This window comes from Acinetobacter sp. ANC 4910 (assembly GCF_004331035.1).
Classification (GTDB): Bacteria; Pseudomonadota; Gammaproteobacteria; order Pseudomonadales; family Moraxellaceae; genus Acinetobacter.
Genome location: NZ_SJNT01000008.1, coordinates 147,325 through 171,050 on the forward strand (window position 1 = coordinate 147,325; position 23,726 = coordinate 171,050).

The following is a 23,726-nucleotide window of genomic DNA, read 5'->3' on the forward strand; positions in this document are numbered from 1 at the left end:
AATCCTACTTCACATCAGCTTAATGCTGATGTGAATGGTCATGAGTGTCTTGCTCTGAATGAACATGTGCTGGTGCTTCATGTTGATGAGCGCCTTGCTGACTATGTGTATGGGCCAGACATTCATCATCTTCAATCTGTAAGGTCATTTCGGCAATGCCATGTTGCTGATGCAGCATCGCGGAAGCTGCCTGATACAACTGTTTTTGATCAGCTTGTGGGGCATACAGATGCACAGTGAGATGAATATTTTTAGAACTAATGGCCCAGACCTTGAGTTGGTGGATACTTTCAACCTTAGGCAATTGCAGTAAATCTTGGCGTAATTGCTCGATATCAATTTCTTCTGGTACCCCTTCTAATAAAATATTAATGCTCTGTTTGAGTAAAATCCATGTCCGTGGCAAAACCCAAAAACCAATTAAGACCGCAATCAGCGTATCCACCCAATACCAATGAGTAAAATAAATCACAATTGCCCCAATAATCACGCCGACTGAACCTAAGGCATCACTCAAAACCTCTAAATAAGCGCCTTTCACATTCAGACTTTCCTGAGCACTGGAAAACAAGATGCGCATGGAAATTAAATTAATGATCAAACCAATGACGGCCACGACCAGCATACCCATACTTTGAATTTCTGGCGGATGACTAAAACGCTGATAGGCTTCGTATAAAATATACACGGCAACCAAGAACAACATTAGCGCATTAAATAAAGCTGCTAAAATTTCGAAACGTTGATAACCAAAGGTCCGTTTGTTATCTGCAGGCAATTTGCCAATTTTAATGGCGACCAAAGCAATCGCGAGTGCTGCTGCATCGGTAAACATATGTGCCGCATCCGAAAGCAATGCCAGACTCTGCGTGATAAACCCCGCAATGACTTCAATAATTAAGAAAATACTGGTCAGCACTAAAGCAAAACTTAACTTCTTGGCATTTTTTTCAGTCACGGTTGCATGTGTATGATCATGCCCATGCGATCCACTCATATTGTCGCCTCTATTCATTCTTATTACAGTCTATTTGGCCAGATTCGACCGACACAAACCTATATTTTACTTTGCAAAATACATGAAAATAATTATCATTTACAAACTCAATTTATTGGCTAAGTCTTCATCCATCTTCTCGCATCATTTTTGAAATTGGAATTCTGTTATGAAAAAAATTGTTATTCTTTCTGGGGTACTGCTGAGTAGCTATAGCTTTGCACATGAACCTTATGTCGCTCCATTGGCCTTTACCACAGATAACACCCAAATTCCTGTTATTGCAGCTTATGCAGAGCAAGCCTTACAAGCAGAATATGCCCTCAAAGATCCACAATTTACCATTATTCAACCCGACCAAAAGCAAATGACCGTGCAGCCCGTAGTGAGCTTAAAATCGGCCACCACCTTTGATTTACCCCTCCCAGAAAAAGGCACCTATACGGTTTTTGCCAAGACCAGTTACCCGATCCAATATGTTCAGCATAATAAACAATGGAAAATTTTAGCCAATGCTACAGCAGATCAAGTCCCGCCTTTAAGTGAGCGTGATTATGTGATTGCTAGCGACTTTAAGGGCAAATTACCCCAAAAAGTAGACACCGTTCGTGAATGGACCTTGCAGACTTATATCAGCAAACAATCGACTTCTGCGATTGCTGCAAGTTCAGCACCGATTCAAGTCCATTTTTCTATTCATCCAAATGCACTGATCGCGCAGCAAACGGTTCAGCTCCAAATTCATAAAGCCAACAAACCTTTAGCTCAGGCTGAGTTAGTGGTTCGTGCCCAAGGTGCAACTGAAGCTCAAGCACTCAGCATTCCTGTCCAAAATAACGGCAGTGCCAATATTACTTTTCCACATGCCGGAAATTACTTGATCGAAGTCTCTGAAAAAATCGATAGCAAAGCGACTCAGAAAAATCAGTACGCCACCATTATCAGTGTCCATGTTGCTCAAGCAAATTCTTAAGATTCAACAATGCCTTGATTCAAAGTGAATCAAGGCACATTTCATTTAACGCACTTTTGCTTCATGCATCCAACGATACAACACAGGTAAGAGCACCAAGGTCAGCATCGTCGAAGATAAAATCCCGCCAATCACGACTGTTGCTAAAGGTCGTTGTACTTCTGCCCCCGTTCCTGTTGCCAAAGCCATGGGAATGAACCCCAATGAAGCAACACAAGCAGTCATCAATACGGGGCGTAAACGCAAAATTGCACCTTGCCACGTGGCATGGTAAATATCTAAATGCTGTCTGAGTTCTTTGATAAAGGTCAGCATGACCAAACCATTCAAGACTGCAACACCGGATAAAGCAATAAAACCTACTCCTGCTGACATTGAAAGTGGAATATCACGCAACCATAAAGCAATCAGACCACCACATAATGCAAATGGTACGCCAGTAAACACCAATAGACTTTCTTTGATGTTATGAAACACAGCCATAAGTAAAACAAAAATCGCAATGAGAGCCAACGGAACTACCCAGAGCATACGGTTTTTAGCCGAGATTAAATTTTCGAACTGACCACCATAATCTAACCAATAACCTTCGGGTAAAGGCTGCTCTGCTAGTATCGTTTGCAGCTCCTGTACAAATGAACCCAAATCACGCCCTTCAACATTGGCCGTGACGATCATACGGCGTTTGCCATCTTCACGGCTCACTTGATTAATCCCCAAAATGGTTTCAACTTTAGCCACATCTTGCAGTTGAATGAGTCCTCCATTGGCGGTTTGTAGCGGTAATACGGCTAAATGTTCTGGTGTTCGCTGTGGGTCATCTAAACGAATGACAAAATCAAAGCGTCGATCACCTTGTAAAATTTGTCCAATATTTTGCCCCCCCACACTGGTCGCCACCAAATCTTGAATCGCCTTGACCGACAAACCATATTGTGCCGCTAAGGCAGGATTCACCTCTACATTCAACAAAGGAAGACCGCTGGTTTGTTCAATATTGACCGCAGTTGCGCCTGAAATACGCTGAATTTTTTCTGCAATGCGGGTAGCCTGCTGATTCAGCACCTGCATATCATCGCCAAAAATCTTGACCCCAACATCGCTGCGTACACCTGAAATCAGCTCATTAAAACGTAGTTCAATCGGTTGAGAAAACTCACTGTTATTACCTGGTAAAGTTGCCAGAAAAGCGATCATACGTTGACGTAGCTCATCGAGGCTTTGTTTGGAGTCTGGCCATTGCTCACGTGGCTTTAACAATACAATCGCATCAGAAATATTGGGGGGCATCACATCTGTTGCGACCTCTGCGGTTCCCGTACGCGCAAAAATTGCCTTAATTTCAGGAAATTCTTTTAACAGTAACTTTTCAGTATTTTCCTGCATACGCAAAGACTGCTCTAAGCCTGTACTGGGTGAACGCATTTGTTGTACCGCAAAATCCCCTTCGCTCAATTGCGGTGCAAACTCACTCCCTACCTGTGTGGCAAGCACGCCTGTAAAAAATAAGATACACAGTGCTAGGGTCAGTACCAAGGCTTTGAATTCATAGGCCCAATTCAGTAATCGCGTGTATTGCTGTTTGAGCCAGAGCATCCAGCGACTTTCCTTTTCCTTGATCTCCCCCGTGACCCATAATGCCACCGCTGCTGGGACAAAACTGATCGAGAGAAGAATGGCACCAATCAGGGCTAACACGACCGTCATTGCCATGGGGTGAAACAATTTGGCTTCCACCCCTGACAGCGCAAAGATCGGGAAATACACCACTAAAATAATCAACTGACCAAAGATTAATGGTCGTCGTGCCTGTTTCGCTGCTAAGAACACTTCCTGAAATCGTTCAGAACGGGTGAGTAAGCGTCGATGTCGATGTTGGGCTTCTGCTAATCTGCGAATACAGTTTTCCACAATCACCACAGCCCCATCCACGATGATGCCGAAATCCAGTGCCCCCAAACTCATCAAATTGGCACTGATATTCTGTTGCGCCATTCCTGTTAAGGTAAATAGCATCGAAAGTGGAATCACACAGGCGGTGATCAGTGCCGCACGGAAATTCCCCAAAAATAAAAACAGAATCACAATAACCAGTATTGCACCTTCGACCAGATTTTTCTGTACGGTTTTTATCGCACGATCGACCAGACTGGTACGGTCATATACGGTTTCAATGACCACACCTTGAGGTAAAGACTGTTGCACCTGTTTCAATTTGGCATCTACAGCTTGGGCGACGGTGCGGCTGTTTTCGCCCATCATCATCATCGCGATGCCCAATACCGTTTCTTCTCCGTTATAGGTTGCCGCACCTGTACGTAAATCATGACCTATGGACACTGTGGCAACATCAGCCACCCGAATTGGAAAACCATTTTTATTGGCAATACTCACATTTTGAATCGCTTTGATATCCGTGAGTGTACCGGGCACCCGTACCGTCAGTTGCTGCCCATTCTGTTCAATAAAGCCCGCACCACGGTTTTCATTATTCTCCGTCAGCGCAGTTTGTAACTCACTGAGTGGAATTTGCAATTGCTGTAAGCGTTGTAAATCTGGAGTGACCACATAGGTTTTGCTATAGCCGCCAATCGAGTTGACCTCCGCCACACCTGCGACACGTTGCAGTTGTGGGCGGACAATCCAGTCCTGAATTTCACGTAAATCCATAGCGCTATACGCTGTACCATCAGCCTTACGCGCATTCGGTTCTGCCTTAATTACCCATTGATAAATTTCCCCCAATCCCGTGGAAATGGGCGACATGGTCGGAATAATGGCTTCGGGAAGTTCTGCCTGTGCTTCTTGTAGACGCTGATTGATCAACTGCCTTGCCCAGTAAATATCGGTGCCATCCTGAAAAATAATGGTGACCTGAGACAGACCATAACGTGAAATGGAACGAGTTTGCTGTAACTCAGGTAACCCTGCCATCGCATTTTCTATGGGATAGGTAATTCGTTGCTCGACCTCCAAAGCAGTAAAACCTGCGGCTTGGGTATTAATTTGCACCTGCGTATTGGTAATGTCAGGCACAGCATCAATTGGCAATTGTTGATAGCTATAAATTCCGACCCCAATCCAAGTCAATACAAAGAGCATGACCCAAATGGCATTGCGAATAGAAAACTGGATGATGCGGTCAAACCATCCTTCTGGCGGAGGTAAACCGTCTGAAGTCAGCTGTGCCGTTTCAACCTCTGGCGGAAGCGGTGGTTTAGTGTGCATGGCTCGCCTCTCCTTTTTCTAATTCAGACTTGAGTAAGAAACTGCCTTGTGCTGCATATTGTTGCCCCTTATTTAAACCAGATTGCACCTCTATCCATTGACCATCACTAGAGCGAGTGCCCAAAGTCACGACTTGCGGCATAAATTCAATTTTTTGCCCATGCTGCGTTGCCACAAACACCGCATCTTTCCCTTCCACTTGCTGTAGCGCACTGGCAAGAACACGTAATCCCTGCTGCGCTTGTTGCTGTTGTAACTGCACATTGACCATCAAATTCGGACGTAATTCAGCCGCACTGGACAAGACTTTTGCACGGACTTGCAAGCGACCTGTTTGCACATCGGCCTGACTATTTAAGCTTTGAATTTGTGCCTTAAATACATGCCCTGTTTGTAAGGATTTAAACTCAATATTTTGATTTGGCACAATTGTGGCAAATTCACTACTTGGCGCAATAAATTCCAACCATAATTGATCTAACTGATCAATCACAAACAATTGATCAGCCAGTTGTACATTCTCCCCCACCACCAGATCTTTCTGACTGATCACACCTGCGATAGGTGCCTTTAACACATAACGTCCTTGACTGTTCGCTTGAGCACCAAAAGCAGATAAACGTGAACGTGTTGCTCTGACCTGAATCTGCGCTTGCTGATAGGCGTTATAAGCACGTTGATAATCCTGCTTGGCAGAAATACCTTCTGACCACAACTTTTTCTCGCGCTCATAGTCTTGTCGTGCCAATTCCAAATTGGCTTGTTCTGTTTGTAAATTGGCTTGTTGATCAACCAAATCTGGCACCAATAAACTGGCAAGTGCTTGCCCTTTGCTTACCTGCTGCCCCAATTCGACATAGACGGTTTCGACATGCCCTGCAAATGCAGGTGCCACATGCGCTTGGCGGTCAGTATTTACCACCAATTTGGCAGGATAAGCCGCCGATTTCACAACAGGACCCAACTCTGCAACAGCCAATTGAATCCCTTGTTCAGTCACCTGTTTAGCCGTTAAAGCAATTGCAGCTTCATGTTCCTCCGATTCTTCATGACCTTTTTCATCTGCATGTTCTTCTGCTTCAGCATGTCCGTGCTCATCTTCATTCGTAGATGACTTTTGCGTCAAGAACAACACCGCTATAGACACCAGTGCCGTAACCACGACCGCCAATATGATTAACAGTTTTTGGGAGATTTTCCCCTGTTGATTTAATCTCTTATTACTCAAATTCAACATGTTAGTTTCCCCCACCAATCGCCGATAATGCCTGTGTGTCTTGCCACAGGCTTTGATTTAATTGTGCAATCGCATCTTTATTCATGACCAGATTCGGATCAATGCCTAAACTGAGGCTTTCCGCTGCAAGGGCGCGCTGCCAAGCATCTTTTAATAGTTGTACTTTACGCATACGAACTTCTTGCAACTGCAAAGTGGCTTGCTGCACATCCAAAAGTGCAAATTTACCGACCTTAAAGCCTTGCAGCGTCTTTTGTTGAACGGTTTGAGCCAAAGGCAATTGCGTTTGTTGCAATGCACGAAACTGTACTTCTAGACCTTGTAATTCCGTCAGTAAACTCCCCACCTGCAAGGCATTTTGCTTCAGATAAAATTCCTGTTGCTGCTCAAGCTGAACTTGCTGCGCCTGCGCGATTTCCTTGCCATATTGCTGGCGGTCAAACAGATTCAAAGGAATGGAAACACCGACCACTAAGGCATTTTCAGCACGCGTTTCAACCGATTGGCTCCGATTTACCCCAACATTCAAAGTAGGATTAGGACGTGCTTGTGCTTTCAATTGCTCAATTTTGGCGTGTGAATCAAGCAACAATAATTGTCGATTTTTTTCCATTAAATTGGCGGCTAAATGCTGCTGGACTTGCTGAGCTGTCGTTGTAGGCCATACGTGCTGTGGGCTAAGTGCAACAGCCACTGACTGATCTCGTTCGCCCCAAGCACTCGACAAATACTGTTTTTCCAACTGGACTTGTAAATCAGCCTGTCGGAATAAACGCAAACTTTCGGCATGACTTAATCGAGCACGATCAACATCGACCTGTGCCACACTGCCTGCCTGATAACGCTTTTGAATGGCATCCAGATTTTCTTCACTGACCCGTAATTGCTCTTGTACCACCTGACGTTCCAATTCATAGATCGCCAGTTGTGACCACAAATATTTGACGGCCAATTCCAATTCGGCTTGATAGATCTGCTGTTTCAGTTCAATGTGCTGTTGGGCAATTTGTGCGCGTTTTTGCTTGATCTTGCGTTCACCAAACACATCCAGACGCTGGGAAATACCCAGTGCAAGTTCCCGATCTTGATCGGAATTAAAGCCCGTTTGCTCTATGGACAACTCTGGATTTATCCACAGTTTTGCCTGTTTTATATTCGCCGTGGCAATTTGCTGTTGTGTTTTCCATATGCCTTGGGTCTGTTGATACTCTGCTGAACGTTGTATGGCTTGCGACAACGTGAGTGTTTGTATCTGCTCACCTGCCCAGACTGGCAAGCTGTAAAGCGTCACACTCAACGCCAGTCCTATTGCACATATAGAGATATGTGAACGGTCGAAATTTGAAACTTTTGAAGTTTTAAAAGACATGTTGATGCCCCACTAAAATAAAAAATTAGTGGTGGGCTATATTTTCGGCTACCCCACCTATAGCGGGGTCAAAACAGGAGGCGGATTAGCAGGAAATAAATGGGGCGATTGATACAGGTTTTGCCAATTGAACTGGGCCTGAACCAATTGGGGAATAAAAACAGGAGATAAAGCCGACTGCTGCGCTTCGGTCAGCATCACATGTGCAAAAGAAGGTAAATGATCACTATGATCGTCTTGGGCAAAGGCCGCTAAATCAAAGGAAGATGTGTCTTGAGTTGTACTTTTTTGTAGTACTCCATGCGCCATAGACTCGCAACTGGCTGTTGCATGATGTCCAAAATGCGGCATCGTACTCACACGCTTAGGCTCTTCATGCACACAAAATGCCGCTGCCACATTCCAAAGACTTTGAAACATGAACAAACTGAACAATACGGTGACAAAAAGACGAGAACGTTTCACTGCATAAAATACGGTCAACACAATTTGCCAACACTATAACAGCTTCATCCATGTAATAAAATTACACGCCAAAATTGACTGGCAGTTTTAACAGAACATACAGAAAAAATCCATTTTGTTACAATAATTTAATACATCTCTACGCCAGAGCGTTTAAATTAAATATTAACCACTGCAGTTGTCAGCAACAAGGAGGCAATGATGAATATGCAATACTTCAACACAGTACGGACACTGTTATTTCACACTCCCTATAATGACTCGGCGGCCCCCGTGTTTGACTTTTCTGCCGAACATGAATACCAACGTGGACTGCATTTCGAACAATTGGCTTTAAGCGAACATTACCATATGTTCATGCAAAAAAATGTATTGCAGTCTATACACAGCTCAAACCACTCCATCACGTCAAGCCATACCCGTAATGCCATGTGGTATTTTCTCCGTTCTGCTTTACGTGGCCACCCTGAAGCAGAATTTAAAATGGGCATTGGCTACTTAAATGGGCAGTTGGGTCTAGATCGTAATTATGCCAAAGCCGAACGATGGTTAAAAAAAGCCGCTCAGGATGGTCATCCAGATGCGAAGCGCTGCCTATATCATGCCTACAGCGAGCTGGCTTTTTCTTAAATCATTCCCGTAAAAAAACCAGCCCGAAGGCTGGTTTTTTTACGCAGTGAGATTAACCACCGATTTTTTTGTATTTGGTACGCTTTTGTACCGCATCGTCGCCTAAACGGGCCAAGCGGTATGCTTCATACTCAGCATAGTTGCCTTCATAGAATTCAGGTTGTTCATTTTCAAATGACAAAATGTGCGTTGCAATACGGTCAAGGAACCAACGGTCATGCGATACCACCATCACTGTACCTGGGAATACCAAAATGGCATCTTCAAGCGCACGTAAAGTTTCGATATCCAAGTCGTTCGATGGCTCATCCAGTAAGATTACGTTTGCGCCCATTTGCAGGATTTTCGCCAGTTGTAAACGGTTACGCTCCCCCCCTGACAATTCGCCTACACGTTTTTGCTGATCTTGACCTTTAAAGTTAAAGCGACCGATATAAGCACGTGATGCAATTTCATAATCGCCAATTCTTAAGATATCCAAACCGCCAGAAACTTCTTCCCAAACAGTTTTGTTGTTATCTAAAGTGTCACGAATCTGACCGACATACGCCACTTTAACCGACTCGCCCAACGTTACCGTACCTGTATCTGGCTGTTGTTCACCAGTCATCATACGGAATAATGTGGTTTTACCCGCACCGTTTGGACCCACGATACCCACAATTGCTGTAGGCGGCACGGTAAAGCTGAGGTTTTCGTACAGTACACGACCATCAAATGATTTGCTGATACCTTCCACTTCTACCACTTTATTGCCTAGGCGTGGACCAGGTGGAATATAGATTTCAGAGGTTTCATTACGCTGTTGGAATTCGCGTGAGTTAAGCTCTTCAAAACGCTCCATACGCGCTTTGTTTTTCTTTTGCTGACCTTTGGCATTTGAACGAACCCATTCAAGTTCTTTCTTCAATGCTTTAGCAAAAGATTCTTCTTGCTTGTTCTCTTGTTCTAGACGCGCATTCTTTTGCTCTAACCAAGAAGAATAGTTACCTTGATACGGAATACCCATACCGCGGTCAAGCTCCAAAATCCATTCCGCCACGTTATCCAAGAAATAACGGTCATGCGTAATCGCCACAATGGTGCCCGCAAAGTCTTTCAAGAAACGTTCTAACCAAGACACAGACTCTGCATCCAAATGGTTCGTCGGTTCGTCTAGAAGCAACATGTCTGGCTTAGATAAAAGCAAACGACACAACGCAACACGACGACGCTCACCACCTGACAGTAAATTCACGTCAGCATCCCAAGCTGGAAGGTTCAACGCAGCTGCGGCTTGATCCATTTGGTTGCTGAGGTTATGCGCATCCCATGAATGGATAATCGCTTCTAATTTTTCTTGTTCTTTCGCTAACTTGTCAAAGTCTGCATCTTCAGCCGCATATTCTGCAAACACTTCGTCCAAACGCGCCAAAGCATCTAATGGTTCACGTAAACCATCTTCTACGTTGCCACGAACGTCTTTATTTGGATCGAGCGGTGGTTCTTGCTCTAAATAACCAATTTTGATACCCGGTTGTGCACGTGCTTCACCAGAGAAATCTTTGTCTACGCCCGCCATAATACGAAGCAAGGTCGATTTACCTGCACCGTTTAAACCAAGTACACCAATTTTTGCACCCGGGAAAAATGACAAAGAGATGTCTTTTAAGATTTCGCGCTTAGGCGGAACCATCTTAGACACTCGGTTCATCGTATAAATATATTGGGCCACGTAGGACTCCTCAATAGAAAAACCAAAAAATCGCAAGAAGCGAAAAAATATTTGCGGGCATTATACGATGAATACGTTGAAAAAATAAGGCATCAAACCGATCTTCAATGCAATGTTACAACTTTCATCTCGGTTATTTTTTAAACACACCCTTTATCACCCTCTTCTGCAGACAAAGCATTCCCTACAGCTCATCTTTATGAATTTTTTAGATAAATATTCATTATTTTCACAGTTTGCATCATATTCATTAATGATAGACTGTGCAAAATTTAACTCACGCAGATGAAGTTCATGACCTATAAAGACGAAACTTTAGCCATTCATGCAGGTTACAGCCCTGAAGCCACCACCAAAGCGGTGGCTGTACCCATTTATCAAACGACCTCGTATGCCTTTGATAATACGCAACATGGTGCCGATTTATTTGACCTTAAAGTTCAAGGCAACATTTATACCCGAATTATGAATCCGACCACTGCGGTGCTAGAGCAACGTTTAGCCGCACTCGAAGGAGGCATTGGCGCGTTAGCCTTAGCATCTGGCATGGCAGCCATCACCTATGCCATTCAAACCATTACCGAAGCAGGCGACAACATTGCTTCAGTGTCGACCTTGTATGGTGGCACTTATAATCTGTTTGCCCACACTCTACCGAAGCAAGGCATTGAGGTACGTTTCTTTGATTATCAAGATCCAGAAGCCTTACGCAGTTTAATTGATGAAAAAACCAAGTTGGTCTTTGTTGAATCGATTGGCAATCCACTGGGCAATATTATTGACCTAGAAGCCATTGCCAAAGTTGCACATGAATATGGCGTGCCTGTGGTGGTTGATAATACTGTCGCAACGCCTGCACTGCTGAAACCCTTTGAATATGGCGCAGATATTGTGGTGCATTCCTTGACCAAATATATTGGCGGGCATGGTAACTCGATTGGCGGCGCGATTGTCGATAGCGGTAACTTCCCTTGGGGCAAATACCCTGAACGCTTTAAAGTCTTAAATACGCCCGACCCAAGCTATCACGGCGTGAACTATGTCGAAGCTTTAGGTGAAGCCGCTTATATCGCACGTGCCCGTGTGGTGCCATTACGAAATACCGGTGCTGCAATTAGCCCTTTAAGCGTATTCTTGATTCTACAAGGCTTAGAAACTTTAAACTTACGCATGGAGCGCCATACCCACAATGCCCAAAAAGTGGCGGAATATTTGCAAGCCCATCCTAAAGTGAAATGGGTCAACTATGCAGGACTGAAAGACCATCCTCAACACGGCTTGGCGCAAAAATATGTCAAAGGCCAGCCCTCTGCAATTTTATCCTTTGGGGTACAAGATGGTCTTGAAGGTGGAACGCGCTTTATTGATGCGTTACAACTGTTTACGCGCTTAGTTAATATCGGTGATGCAAAAAGTCTGGCGTGCCACCCTGCCACCACCACTCATCGCCAACTGAATGCAGAAGAGCTAAAAGCAGCGGGGGTAAGTATTGATATGGTTCGTCTTTCTGTCGGGATTGAACATATTGATGATCTGCTTGCTGATTTAGAACAAGCTTTAGCCAAGGTCTAAGCAATCGATCAAGACCTCAAAAGAGGTCTTGATTTTTTAGTATTATCTCTTGGAATTTAAATAAAAACGTGTTAAAAACTAATAAAATACAGCTTTTAAATAGAGTAATTGCTCTATTTTTATTTGTGAATTCAAAGACTTATTTATAGCTTTTTTCATTATATCCGCTATCATTATCCGTGTGAGTTTTAGTCAACTCATGGAATAATGTGAACTAAGTTCTCCAATAAAATAAAGACAATTTAGAATTTAAGTGAACTAAATTCTAATCAGGGAAACACAGCGTGAAAGCAAAATTAGAGAAACTCTTTCAGGACCGTATACACGGCAAAACCGTACTTATTACAGGTGCATCCAGCGGAATTGGATTGACCACAGCACATCGCCTAGCTGATGCAGGTGCACATGTGCTGCTCGTCTCGCGCACCAAAGAAACGTTAGATGAAGTTAAGGCGGAAATTGAAGCTAAAGGCGGCAAGGCCTCTGTATTTCCATGTGACCTTAACGATATGGAAGCCATTGATGCGGTCTCTAAAGACATCTTAGCGTCTGTAGATCATATTGATATTTTAATTAACAATGCAGGTCGTTCAATTCGTCGTGCAGTACACGAATCACTTGATCGCTTTCACGATTTTGAACGTACCATGCAACTGAATTATTTTGGGGCCGTACGTTTAGTCCTGAACCTCTTGCCACACATGATGGATCGTAAAGGCGGTCAAATCATCAATATTAGCTCGATTGGTGTTTTGGCCAATGCGACTCGCTTCTCTGCTTATGTCGCTTCTAAAGCAGCTCTAGATGCATTTAGCCGCTGTCTGTCTGCAGAAGCACATGCACATAAAATTGCCATTACCTCAATTTATATGCCGCTGGTGCGCACGCCAATGATCGCGCCAACCAAAATGTATAAATACGTCCCTACGTTATCTCCTGAACAAGCAGCCGACTTAATTGCTTATGCGATTGTGAAGCGTCCAAAGAAAATTGCCACCAATCTTGGTCGTTTAGCATCTATTACTTATGCCATTGCTCCAGACATTAACAATATGCTGATGTCGATTGGCTATAACTTGTTTCCAAGTTCTTCTGCATCGATTGGAAAACAAGAACGCCTCAATTGGGTACAAAAGGCGTATGTCCGTCTGTTCCCAGGTGAACATTGGTAAGTTCCAAATATTCAAAAAGCCTGTCAAAAGACAGGCTTTTTTATATCTTTATTTTTTATTTCAGTCTCACCATATTGCTGCAGAATGCTCAGGATTTCAGCACTATTTAAGATGCAATCAACCTTTAGGTTTCCAGAAAATTGACTCGACCTGTTTGCACATCGTAAATCGCACCCACAATTGCAATTTGTCCCTGCTGTAGCATCTCTGCTAACACGGTACTGTGTTGCTGAATATATTGAATGTTATACAGCACATTCATCGCAGTAACTTGATCCAAGAAGGCTTTACTGAGCTCACGCGGCTGCATAATCTGATACACGCTGTTTACTGATTGCATTAATGGCCCCAACACATATTGAAGATGCGGCATCTCCTTCACCTCCTCAATCTGTTTCTGCTGTAAGCGTAATTGGCATGCACTACTGACTGCACCACAGTCGGTATGTCCTAGTACCACAATCACTTTAGAGCCTTTGGCCTGACAGGCGAACTCAAGCGAACCTAACACCTTTTGTCCTGCAATATTCCCTGCAATCCGTAAACTAAACAGATCGCCAATCCCAACATCAAACAACATTTCTGTTGGTGCACGCGAATCCATACACCCCAATACGGCTGCAATCGGGTGCTGACCTTGATCAGCCGTGACGCGAATCTGACGGTAGATATCTCGTTGCAAACGATCATTTTGAACGAAACGCGCATTCCCTGCTTTAAGTAAATCAATCACTTGTGATGGACTCAATTGACGTTGTAATTCGGCTGTGCTGATATCAATATCTAGGACTGCATCATCCAGTTCTTGATAATGTTGTTTAAAGCCAATCAATTTCACATCAACCTGACGTTTCAGTGCAGTTTCAGCTTGATAATCCTGAATGACCTGATAAATATCCGCATCAATCGATTCCGATTGTGTGGCATCAATAATTAACTGCTCACCTGCATGAATATGCTCCAGTGCTGAAATGAGGGCGGAACGATTCAAAAAAGTGACTTGTGACGGTAGTTCAATACGGGTGATGACACCATGCAAATGATGCTCTTTATAAATTCTGACACCTTTATAAAAGTTGCCGTACAGAATAAAAGCCGCACTGCAAAACAAACCCACCAAAATACCCATCAACAAATCGGTCAGTAAAATGGCTATCAGGGTAATAATAAATGGCACAAACTGTTTCCAGCCCTTTTGATACAGCTGCTGGAACAACTTAGGATGCGTAAGTTTAAAACCCGTCACCAATAAAATGGCAGCCAATGCAGATAAGGGAATCATATTCATCAACGGCACAAAACACAGCACAGCCAACAACAGCAATAGCCCATGAATCACACTGGAATACTTACTCCGTGCTCCTGAATTGGCATTGACCGAACTACGGACAATCACTGAAGTGAGTGGCATACCCCCGACAGCGCCCGAAACCACATTACCAATGCCTTGTGCCCACAATTCACGGTTTGGGGGTGATGAGCGTTTATAAGGATCTAACTTGTCAGCCGCTTCCAGATTCAGCAAAGTTTCCAAAGAAGCGACCACGGCTAAGGTCAGTGCTCCTGTATAAATTAAGGGTTCGGTTAAATAACGCCAGTCAGGCCCCATCAATACCTGCTCGGGTGCCTGCCAAATATTCGGTAATTGAATTAAATTTGACGTACTCACTGCCCAATGAGACTGAGTGATGACCAACAGATAATTTATCCCTGCCGCCAAAATTATAGCCACCAAGGCTGAGGGAATATTATATTTTTTGAGAGGGCTGCAATCCCACATCAAGATCAGCAATAAGCTGAATAAGCCAATCAGTGCAGCACCAGCATCGACTGTGGCAAACACGGTGTGAATTTGACCGCCCCAGAGCTGTTCCCATGAAAAATTGGAAAAACCCAACAGGTACGGCAATTGGCTGAGAATCAAAATAATCCCGATCGCCGCCAAAAGCCCTAAAATGACATTATTGGGGATAAAGTTGGCAAAGAAGCCGAGTTTCAGTAAACCAAAGCCAATTTGCAGTAGACCTGCAAAAATAATACACAATAAAAAAGCGGCATAATTGCCGCCTAATTGATCCAATTGTACCAGAATTACTGCCGTTAGCCCTGCTGCTGGACCCGCAACACTAATATGTGAGCCACTCAAAAGTCCAACCAATATACCGCCAATAATTCCAGAGATAATCCCTGAAATAATTGGAGCACCTGATGCAAGCGCAATACCTAAACACAGCGGTAATGCCACTAAAAACACCACTAAACCTGACAAAGCATCCCTGATATGGAATCGGTTTTTTCTTTCTAAAGTCAACATAGTTAAACCGTTTATAATGATCAAATAGCAAAAAATTTACGTCTGTATATTAATATCCAGACGCCCTCAATCTTGTCGGACAATCCGCTGTGTTAAAAGTGAAGTTCTGCTGTGCAGTTGTGACGGTTTATCAGCTTTTAATATTATTTTTGTTGATCTTCAGATTCGGCTCATCTTGCAATTGAAACCGTGACAACAGATAAATTCAAAATGAATAGATCTTTGAAAAATAAAAAACCTCCCAATTGGGAGGTTTTTTTTCGTTGAACTAAGGCTTATTTCGAACCTTTAATCCCTGCTTGCAACAACAATGCACCTAAACCACCGATTTTATTCTCTTGGGGTTTATTGGCTTGTGGTTTTTGACCACCTTGACGTTGTGGACGATCACCTTGAGGGCGGGCCTGCTGTGGACGTTTCGCTTGTGGCTTACGTTCAGCACGCTGTTCTTGAGTTTGCTCACGACGTGGTTGACGCGGTGCTTTCGCTGGAGCTTCAGAACCTTCCGGACGCATCGACAAGTTCACGCGGTTACGCTCGGCATCGACTTGTAATACACGTACCTGAACAATTTGACCTGGTTTTACCACTTTGTGTGGATCAGAAACAAACTCATTTGCCAATTCAGAAATATGGACCAAACCATCTTGATGTACACCGACATCAACGAAAGCACCGAAGTTAGTCACATTGGTCACGACACCTTCAAGCTGCATTCCTTCAGTGAGTTGTGCAACTTCAGTAATGTCTTCACGGAATTTAGCGGTACGGAATTCTGGACGTGGGTCACGGCCCGGTTTTTCTAATTCGCTTAAAACGTCTTGAATGGTTGGTAAACCAAACTGCTCATCAGCAAAATCTTCCGCCTTAATTTGACGAATAATTTCACTGTTGCCAATTAAGTCTTTTACAGTGGTTGCTTTCGCCGTCACCATTTTCTCGACTAAACCATAACTTTCAGGATGCACCGCAGACGCATCTAGAGGTTCGCTACCGTTTTGAATACGCAAGAAACCAGCCGCTTGTTCAAATGTACGATCGCCTAAACGAGGCACTTTTTTCAAGGCTTGACGGTTGTCAAAACGACCATTTTCTTTACGGAATTCTACAATTTGCTGGGCAATCGCTTTATTCAAACCTGCGATATAACCCAAAATTGCCGCAGAAGCAGTGTTTACATCAACGCCAACGGCGTTCACACAGTCTTCAACCACAGCATCTAAGGTTTTGGCTAAACCAGTTTGGTTCACGTCATGCTGGTATTGACCCACACCAATTGATTTTGGATCAATTTTGACTAATTCAGCCAATGGATCTTGTAAGCGACGCGCAATTGAAACCGCACCACGAATCGACACATCTAACTCTGGTAACTCAGCCGAAGCCAACTCAGATGCAGAATAAACCGATGCGCCTGCTTCACTTACCGTCACACGGGTAACCTTAAGTTCAGGGTGTTGCGCCATCATTTCTGCAACGACAGCTTCTGTTTCACGACTTGCTGTACCATTGCCAATCGCGATTAAATCGACATTGAACTCTTGGCACAAACGCGCTAATTCAGCGATTGAGCCCGCTTTATCTTCTTTCGGTGCAAATGGGTAAATCGTGCTATGTGCAACCACATCACCAGATTCATTCACCACAGCCAATTTCACCCCTGTACGAATACCAGGATCTACCCCGAGGGTACAACGGCTGCCTGCTGGTGCAGAAAGCAATAAGTGGCGTAGGTTTTCAGCAAAAACTTGCATCGCTTCAGCTTCAGCATTCAAACGCTTTTCGGTCAACAATGAATGTTCGATGCTTGGGCGAACTTTACCTAGCCAGAACAGTTTCGCAGTTTGCTTTAAAAAGTCCTGACGTGCTTGTGGCTGAACCTGATCTAAATTGTATTCAACTTCAATACGAGCCAAAAGTACAGCATCTTCGCCATCTATTTTTAAGCCCAAAACATTTTCTTGGCGACCACGTAACATCGCCAATAAACGATGTGAAGGGACTTTGTTTAGGTTTTCAGAGAAATCAAAATAATCACGGAATTTTTTACCGACTTCTTTTTTCTCTTCACTTGCCACTAAGCTTTTCAGTACTGCTGTTTTAGCAAAAGTAGTTTTTAACTCTGTAGTTAAAGCAATATTTTGTGCCCAGTCATCAATCAGAATGTGCTGGATCGCGTCAAGTTGGCTTTCCAAATCTGGGTATTCTTCATGACTAAAACCAGCCAAGGCTTCACTTGGTTCAACTGCATCTTGAAAGATTTTTTCTGCAATTGGACCCAAGCCCGCTTCTTTCGCTTTAAATGATTTACTGGTGCGCTTTGGACGATATGGCGCGTAAATTTCTTCTAAAGCATTTTTGGTTTCAGCAGCTTTTACACGTGCCAATAAATCATCTGACAATTTATTTTGTTCTTTCAATGATTCAATGACTTTTTCGCGACGCTCGTATAAATCTCTTAAATAAGCTAAACGTGTATCAAGCTGACGTAATTGAATGTCGTCTAAACCTTGCGTCACTTCTTTACGGTAACGTGCGATAAATGGAACGCTTGCGCCTTCATCGATTAGTTTAATCGCAGCTTCAACCTGATTTGAACGTACGGCAAGCTCTGTTGCCAACTGCTGAACTAAGTCAGTCATCGTGTTTGATCCCACAAGGATAAGTTCTAAAAGCCATGATTATAAAGACCAAGACCATAAAATCCACAACTGTTTTATTAAATTTCATTCTGATTGAATTTGCCAATTTTCGATTTTTTCACCATTCGCACACTTTTTTTGCATATTCAGGCAAAGAACTACAGTAAATCAGGCGTTAATCCGCTATTTTAGATGTATATATTTGGTATCTATGTCTTGATTTTATCTGCGATATTTGTTGCTTTAGAACATAGCAAATCGATATAAATGAATCGTATACTCCTAATGATCTCTCGACCCCGTATACGATGACAATAAAGAATAAGGAGCACACATCATGAGTTTAGTTGTACCTGCAGAACATGGCGATGTTGTACATGCAGAAACTGATCGCGTTGAACGCATTCTCGTCGTAGATGATGATGTGCGTTTACGGACACTGTTACAGCGCTTCTTGGAAGACAAAGGCTTCGTGGTGAAAACAGCGCACGATGCCACCCAAATGGATCGCTTACTCCAACGCGAACTATTTTCCCTTATCGTGCTCGATTTTATGCTTCCTGTAGAAGATGGTTTAAGTATTTGTCGTCGTTTACGCCACTCAAATATTGATACTCCAATTATTATGCTGACCGCTCGTGGTAGCGATTCAGACCGTATTGCGGGTTTAGAAGCGGGTGCCGATGATTATTTACCTAAGCCATTTAATCCGAATGAATTGTTAGCCCGTATTCGTGCGGTATTACGTCGTCAAGTGCGTGAAGTGCCTGGCGCACCTAGTCAGCAAATGGAAGTGGTAAGTTTTGGTCCATGGTCTTTAGACCTCTCCACACGCACCCTCACTCGTGAAGGTCAGGTGGTTACACTGACTACGGGTGAATTTGCTGTACTTAAGGCCCTCGTGCAACATCCTCGTGAACCTCTCACTCGTGACAAATTAATGAATCTAGCGCGTGGACGTGAATGGGGTGCCATGGAACGTTCAATTGACGTACAAGTCTCACGTTTACGTCGTCTAATTGAAGAAAATCCAGCCCGTGCCCGTTATATCCAAACGGTTTGGGGCGTCGGTTATGTTTTTGTTCCAGATGGCGCTGAATAATTAAAACTCAACGAAATAGCTTAAACCATGTTTAAGAATTTCGTGACATCACCATTCGCAACTGTTCGAGGCAGGAGATTTTAAATAAAAATGTTTCTGCGAGAATTCAGGTGAATGCTTGTATCTGTCGAGTTTTGCGAATGGAAATGGTTTTGCCTACTTTTGCCAAAACAAAAGTAGGTCGAACCGAAGGTTAAAACTGGAATTTAAATTAATCACAGTAAGACCCTGCAAAAAACTTCACCCTGTTCTTAAATTATGGGGAATTACCGTGAAATTAGATCCGATCAACCCGCAAGAATTTACCGATTTTGTTAGCTACTCAGAAAAGAAGCGTACTTCTTCGGAACGTTTTTTCGATAAAATTAAGCCACGTTCAGCCGCCATGCGCACCACGGTACTGGTGTTGTTTATAGTGTTCTTTAGCTTATTCATGTCGTTATGGTTCTTCTGGAAAACCCTGTATTTACCTGAAATTCAACAACATGCAAGATTTCTTGCCGTTGAATTGGAAATGATTAACAACCCACGCTTAAAAATTTACCACGATGATGTTCAACTCGACATTGACCAATGGCTCAAACAGCGTGTTGGTGTGGAATATGTCACCGATCCCAAAGAATTTCCGAACGTCAAAGATAAGCTCATAGCTGATTTCTTTACCAATCGGATTGAACATCAACTCGCCAAAGAGTTGAAAATTAAAGACGTCACCGTTTATTTCCAGTTTAAGCCCAGCCCCAGAATTTGGGTGCAAACCCCAGAAATGAATGGACACTGGGTTCGTGAACCGCTGAAAACCTATGCCAACTATAGCCCTGAATTAATTCTTGGTTGGTTACTGGGCATTCCGCTTATTTCCGCTGTCATTATTTTGACGTTGGTTCGTCAGTTGAACCGCCCATTGCGTCGTTTGCAAAATGCCGCCAACAGCTACAGTAAAACAGGCACCGCGCCGTACTTAGAAACCAATCATGGTCCACAAGAAATTCGCGAGGTGAATCAGGCGTTTAATCATATGATTTACACGCTAGATCAGACAGAACGAGATCGTCGTATTATGTTGGCAGGTATTTCACATGACTTACGTACGCCACTCACACGTATTCGCCTCAGTGCAGAAATGATGCCTGATGATGACTTTCTGAAAGAAGGTCTGATTTATGATGTGGAAGATATGGATGCCATCTTGAATCAGTTTATTTCCTTTATGCGCGATGGCTCAGATGAAGTTTTACAAGCCACGGATATCAATAATTTATTGCAAGAGTTGGTGATTCAATTTAAACCCCTCGATGTCCGTTTTAGCCCGCAAGAACTGCCGTTAATTCAAGCGCGTAGTCTGTCACTGAAACGCTTAATTGGTAATTTAATTAATAACTCCAAACGCTATGGCGCCGAGCCTGTCGAGTTATCCGCACGCGTGGAAGGTGAACATATTTTAATTAGTGTGGCCGATCATGGTGAAGGGATTCCAGAAGACCAAATTGAAGACCTGATGCAACCTTTTGTCCGTGGCAATGCCGCACGCACAGTTCAAGGCAGTGGTTTAGGACTGGCCATTGTGAAGCGTATTGTGGATATTCATCAAGGTAAACTCCTGATTCACAATCGTGAGCAAGGTGGTCTCGAAGCCATTATCTTACTGCCGTTACCGAAAGAAGAACCTGAAGAGCAGGTTATCATCAATCCAATTGAAAAATTAAAACAGAGTATTAGCGAACACTTCTAATTTCTTCGCTTATCCTGCAATGGTGAAAGCCGTCTTTCTAAACTATGGACTTTCACCTTTTAGCAATTGATAACTTTACTCATCCCCTTCTAAACAATCCTTCAACAGCAATTGAGTGAAATTTCCAGCATATTGAAAATAATTTGCTCTACTTTTTAATCTAAATTTTTCTGTATCGTGATGTTGTGATTCTCAAGACATGACATTTGTAACAATTTTTACACTCATTTTGCTTAATAACCGTACAGTCAGTATTAAAAACAGCCAAATTTATGCGAAATATAATCTATAAAATCAATTGATTAAAAATTATCAAAATTTGTTATACCAGCATTTTTCTAAAAAATTAGACCTTAGCCTAACAGGTATGCAAAATGCGTTTTCTGATGGGTACAATCCCTATCAGTTTCAAAATTCCAACGAGAGTAAACCATGTCATTAGATCGCATTCGTTTAGCTTCACTACACGACAAAGTCATCAGCGCAGAACAAGCTGCGGAATTCATCCAAGACGGCATGACCGTAGGTATGAGTGGCTTTACCCGTGCTGGCGAAGCAAAAGCTGTTCCATTGGCTTTAGTAAAACGTGCTCACACGAACCCATTAAAAATCACGTTAATTACGGGTGCGAGTCTAGGGAATGACCTTGACAAACAATTGACTGAAGCAGGTGTTTTAGCTCGTCGCCTTCCATTCCAAGTCGACAACACATTACGTAAAGCCATCAACAATGGCGAAGTGATGTTTATTGACCAGCACTTGTCTGAAACTGTTGAGCAAATGCGTAACCTTCAGTTGAAAAAGCCAGATGTAGCGATCATCGAAGCAGTTGCAATCACTGAAGATGGTGGCATTATCCCAACAACGTCTGTGGGTAACTCTGCAAGCTTTGCAATTTTTGCTGAAAAAGTAATTATTGAAATTAACACCAATTTAAGCCCAGCATTTGAAGGCTTACACGACATTTATATTCCAACTTACCGCCCTACACGCCAACCAATTCCATTGACTCAAGTGGATGAGCGTATCGGTACAACTGCGATCAACATCGACCCATCTAAAATCGTTGGTATTGTCATTAACAATGACTTGCACGACTCTCCGTCAACGGTAACTGCACCAGACGATGAAACACAATCAATCGCGAACCACTTAATCGCATTCTTCGAAAAAGAAGTTGCTGAAGAACGTTTACCGAAGAACTTAGGCCCGCTTCAAGCAGGGATTGGTTCAATCGCAAACGCAGTATTAACAGGTTTGAAAGATTCAAACTTCGAAGACTTGATCATGTATTCAGAAGTACTTCAAGACTGTACGTTTGAGTTGATCGATGCAGGTAAAATGATTTTTGCATCAGGTTCTTCAATTACCCTTTCTGCAAAATATGGCGAGAAAGTATTTAACAACCTTGAAGCATATAAAGACAAATTGGTGCTTCGTCCGCAAGAAATTTCGAATCATCCAGAACTTGTACGTCGTTTAGGTATTATCGGCATCAACACTGCGCTTGAATTTGACATTTACGGTAACGTGAACTCAACTCACGTTTGCGGTACGAAAATGATGAACGGTATCGGTGGTTCAGGTGACTTCGCACGTAATGCACACTTGGCAATCTTCGTGACCAAATCAATTGCAAAAGGTGGCGACATTTCTTCAATTGTTCCATTTGCATCACACGTTGACCATGCAGAGCACGACGTAGACATCCTTGTAACTGAACAAGGTCTGGCAGATCTTCGTGGTTTAGCGCCACGTGAGCGTGCTCGTGCGATTATCGACAACTGTGCACACCCACTTTACCGCGATGCACTAAACGACTACTTTGATCGTTCATGTGCAAAAGGTGGTCATACTCCTCACTTACTTCGTGAAGCGTTGTCTTGGCACTCTAATTTCGAAGAAACAGGTCACATGCTTGCACCTCAAGCACAAGCAAAATCTGCTTAATTTGATCCGTCATTAAAAACGCCCCATCGGGGCGTTTTTTTATATGGGTTGTATCTAAAATTTAAGCCATGACAGTTTAATGTGGCGTCAATAAAAACATTTTTATCAGCCCATCGACATTCATCTGTTGCTCTATAGTGCCTATAGAAACCACACCCAAATTCAGCTGAATTTGAGGTGCTGGCTGTAGGTGTTGGATCGGGCTATTCGGATTTACGACAGGATCAATCATGCGATATAAGCCCAGTCTAGGATCCTCCGACTGTAATCCATCAGCAATTGAATAGACCTGCAATAAAATGGGTAAAGGTAAATCAAAAGTTGGAATACGCTCAGGAGGTAAAACTTGTTGTGAAACTCGTGCCGTGTCGATCAATGCCCATTGCTGCGGTGCAGCTTCAAGTTTCATCAGATAATGTTCAAAGATTTGTTGTCTCACGTCATCGGGTTGGGATTGAATGTCCCCTGTTTGAATACGTAAATCTTGTTCTGTCAGCACGGAAAGATCCGATGGGCCATTGGCATAGCCATGACCCATGAACAATACACTCAAAGCCAGTGCATTGAATATTTTGGGAGAGAAATACATGGCAAAATATCCATTAAAATTTCTACTTCTCTTATTTTAA

16 protein-coding genes are annotated in these 23,726 nt (G+C 43.2%); 7 read left to right on the plus strand and 9 right to left on the minus strand.

What is annotated here, in order from left to right; genetic code table 11:
• Nucleotides 1-19: 19 nt before the first annotated feature.
• A complete protein-coding gene (locus E0H82_RS10755; RefSeq protein ID WP_131264656.1) occupies nucleotides 20-997 on the minus strand; it encodes a cation diffusion facilitator family transporter in 978 nt (325 codons plus the stop codon).
• Nucleotides 998-1,166: 169 nt separating this feature from the next.
• On the opposite strand from E0H82_RS10755, the gene E0H82_RS10760 reads away from it, so the two are divergent.
• On the plus strand, nucleotides 1,167-1,970 hold the full coding sequence (locus E0H82_RS10760; RefSeq protein ID WP_131264658.1) for a DUF4198 domain-containing protein: 804 nt from the start codon (nucleotides 1,167-1,169) through the stop codon (nucleotides 1,968-1,970).
• A 45-nt stretch (nucleotides 1,971-2,015) separates the two neighbouring features.
• On the opposite strand, the gene E0H82_RS10765 is transcribed toward E0H82_RS10760, so the two are convergent.
• The 4 genes from E0H82_RS10765 to E0H82_RS10780 are packed head-to-tail and all read right to left on the minus strand — an operon-like array spanning nucleotide 2,016 to nucleotide 8,290.
• Complete coding sequence (locus E0H82_RS10765; protein ID WP_131264660.1) at nucleotides 2,016-5,198, minus strand: efflux RND transporter permease subunit; 3,183 nt, start codon at nucleotides 5,196-5,198, stop codon at nucleotides 2,016-2,018.
• Nucleotides 5,188-6,435: an efflux RND transporter periplasmic adaptor subunit gene (locus E0H82_RS10770; RefSeq protein ID WP_131264662.1), complete on the minus strand. Its 1,248-nt coding sequence runs from the start codon at nucleotides 6,433-6,435 to the stop codon at nucleotides 5,188-5,190. The genes E0H82_RS10765 and E0H82_RS10770 overlap by 11 nt, the downstream gene beginning before the upstream one ends.
• Before the next feature lies 1 nt (nucleotide 6,436).
• Nucleotides 6,437-7,804, minus strand: coding sequence for a TolC family protein (locus E0H82_RS10775; RefSeq protein WP_131264664.1), 1,368 nt, complete (start codon nucleotides 7,802-7,804; stop codon nucleotides 6,437-6,439).
• 57 nt (nucleotides 7,805-7,861) lie between these two features.
• Nucleotides 7,862-8,290 (minus strand): cation efflux protein, CzcI-like, encoded by a 429-nt coding sequence (locus E0H82_RS10780; protein WP_416224499.1) that lies wholly within the window; start codon nucleotides 8,288-8,290, stop codon nucleotides 7,862-7,864.
• A gap of 180 nt (nucleotides 8,291-8,470) precedes the next feature.
• On the opposite strand from E0H82_RS10780, the gene E0H82_RS10785 reads away from it, so the two are divergent.
• Nucleotides 8,471-8,899 (plus strand): tetratricopeptide repeat protein, encoded by a 429-nt coding sequence (locus E0H82_RS10785; RefSeq protein WP_228258650.1) that lies wholly within the window; start codon nucleotides 8,471-8,473, stop codon nucleotides 8,897-8,899.
• Nucleotides 8,900-8,951: 52 nt separating this feature from the next.
• Here the strand turns inward: E0H82_RS10785 and ettA are convergent, their stop codons facing one another.
• On the minus strand, nucleotides 8,952-10,613 hold the full coding sequence (gene ettA / locus E0H82_RS10790) for an energy-dependent translational throttle protein EttA (RefSeq protein ID WP_131264669.1): 1,662 nt from the start codon (nucleotides 10,611-10,613) through the stop codon (nucleotides 8,952-8,954).
• Nucleotides 10,614-10,907: 294 nt separating this feature from the next.
• Between ettA and E0H82_RS10795 the strand changes: the two genes are divergently transcribed.
• Both E0H82_RS10795 and E0H82_RS10800 read left to right on the plus strand, forming a co-directional pair.
• A complete protein-coding gene (locus E0H82_RS10795; RefSeq protein WP_131264671.1) occupies nucleotides 10,908-12,185 on the plus strand; it encodes an O-acetylhomoserine aminocarboxypropyltransferase/cysteine synthase family protein in 1,278 nt (425 codons plus the stop codon).
• A gap of 284 nt (nucleotides 12,186-12,469) precedes the next feature.
• Entirely contained in the window at nucleotides 12,470-13,357 is an 888-nt protein-coding gene (locus E0H82_RS10800) for an SDR family NAD(P)-dependent oxidoreductase (protein WP_131264673.1), read from the plus strand.
• Between the two features lie 124 nt (nucleotides 13,358-13,481).
• Here the strand turns inward: E0H82_RS10800 and E0H82_RS10805 are convergent, their stop codons facing one another.
• Nucleotides 13,482-15,671 carry a SulP family inorganic anion transporter gene (locus tag E0H82_RS10805; protein WP_131264675.1) on the minus strand — a complete coding sequence of 730 codons (2,190 nt, stop codon included), beginning with the start codon at nucleotides 15,669-15,671 and terminating at the stop codon, nucleotides 13,482-13,484.
• 275 nt (nucleotides 15,672-15,946) lie between these two features.
• Nucleotides 15,947-18,313, minus strand: a complete 2,367-nt coding sequence (locus E0H82_RS10810) for a Tex family protein (RefSeq protein WP_131264677.1) — start codon at nucleotides 18,311-18,313, stop codon at nucleotides 15,947-15,949.
• A 337-nt stretch (nucleotides 18,314-18,650) separates the two neighbouring features.
• On the opposite strand from E0H82_RS10810, the gene ompR reads away from it, so the two are divergent.
• From ompR to E0H82_RS10825, 3 genes are all read left to right on the plus strand, one after another.
• A complete protein-coding gene (gene ompR / locus E0H82_RS10815) occupies nucleotides 18,651-19,415 on the plus strand; it encodes a two-component system response regulator OmpR (RefSeq protein WP_116759040.1) in 765 nt (254 codons plus the stop codon).
• Between the two features lie 271 nt (nucleotides 19,416-19,686).
• The gene (locus E0H82_RS10820) at nucleotides 19,687-21,147 is read left to right on the plus strand and encodes an ATP-binding protein (RefSeq protein WP_131264679.1); all 1,461 of its coding nucleotides are present in this window, start codon (nucleotides 19,687-19,689) and stop codon (nucleotides 21,145-21,147) included.
• 432 nt (nucleotides 21,148-21,579) lie between these two features.
• A complete protein-coding gene (locus E0H82_RS10825; RefSeq protein ID WP_131264681.1) occupies nucleotides 21,580-23,097 on the plus strand; it encodes an acetyl-CoA hydrolase/transferase family protein in 1,518 nt (505 codons plus the stop codon).
• 76 nt (nucleotides 23,098-23,173) lie between these two features.
• Here the strand turns inward: E0H82_RS10825 and E0H82_RS10830 are convergent, their stop codons facing one another.
• Nucleotides 23,174-23,686 (minus strand): hypothetical protein, encoded by a 513-nt coding sequence (locus tag E0H82_RS10830; protein ID WP_131264683.1) that lies wholly within the window; start codon nucleotides 23,684-23,686, stop codon nucleotides 23,174-23,176.
• Between the last annotated feature and the right edge of the window lie 40 nt (nucleotides 23,687-23,726).

Coding starts and splice junctions, on each gene's coding strand:
- E0H82_RS10755 (WP_131264656.1), bottom strand. CDS start 997: ATGAGTGGATCGCATGGGCATGATCATACACATGCAACCGTGACTGAA.
- E0H82_RS10760 (WP_131264658.1), top strand. CDS start 1,167: ATGAAAAAAATTGTTATTCTTTCTGGGGTACTGCTGAGTAGCTATAGC.
- E0H82_RS10795 (WP_131264671.1), top strand. CDS start 10,908: ATGACCTATAAAGACGAAACTTTAGCCATTCATGCAGGTTACAGCCCT.
- E0H82_RS10785 (WP_228258650.1), top strand. CDS start 8,471: ATGAATATGCAATACTTCAACACAGTACGGACACTGTTATTTCACACT.
- E0H82_RS10770 (WP_131264662.1), bottom strand. CDS start 6,435: ATGTTGAATTTGAGTAATAAGAGATTAAATCAACAGGGGAAAATCTCC.
- E0H82_RS10765 (WP_131264660.1), bottom strand. CDS start 5,198: ATGCACACTAAACCACCGCTTCCGCCAGAGGTTGAAACGGCACAGCTG.
- E0H82_RS10825 (WP_131264681.1), top strand. CDS start 21,580: ATGTCATTAGATCGCATTCGTTTAGCTTCACTACACGACAAAGTCATC.
- ompR (WP_116759040.1), top strand. CDS start 18,651: ATGAGTTTAGTTGTACCTGCAGAACATGGCGATGTTGTACATGCAGAA.
- E0H82_RS10830 (WP_131264683.1), bottom strand. CDS start 23,686: ATGTATTTCTCTCCCAAAATATTCAATGCACTGGCTTTGAGTGTATTG.
- E0H82_RS10775 (WP_131264664.1), bottom strand. CDS start 7,804: ATGTCTTTTAAAACTTCAAAAGTTTCAAATTTCGACCGTTCACATATC.
- E0H82_RS10810 (WP_131264677.1), bottom strand. CDS start 18,313: ATGACTGACTTAGTTCAGCAGTTGGCAACAGAGCTTGCCGTACGTTCA.
- E0H82_RS10805 (WP_131264675.1), bottom strand. CDS start 15,671: ATGTTGACTTTAGAAAGAAAAAACCGATTCCATATCAGGGATGCTTTG.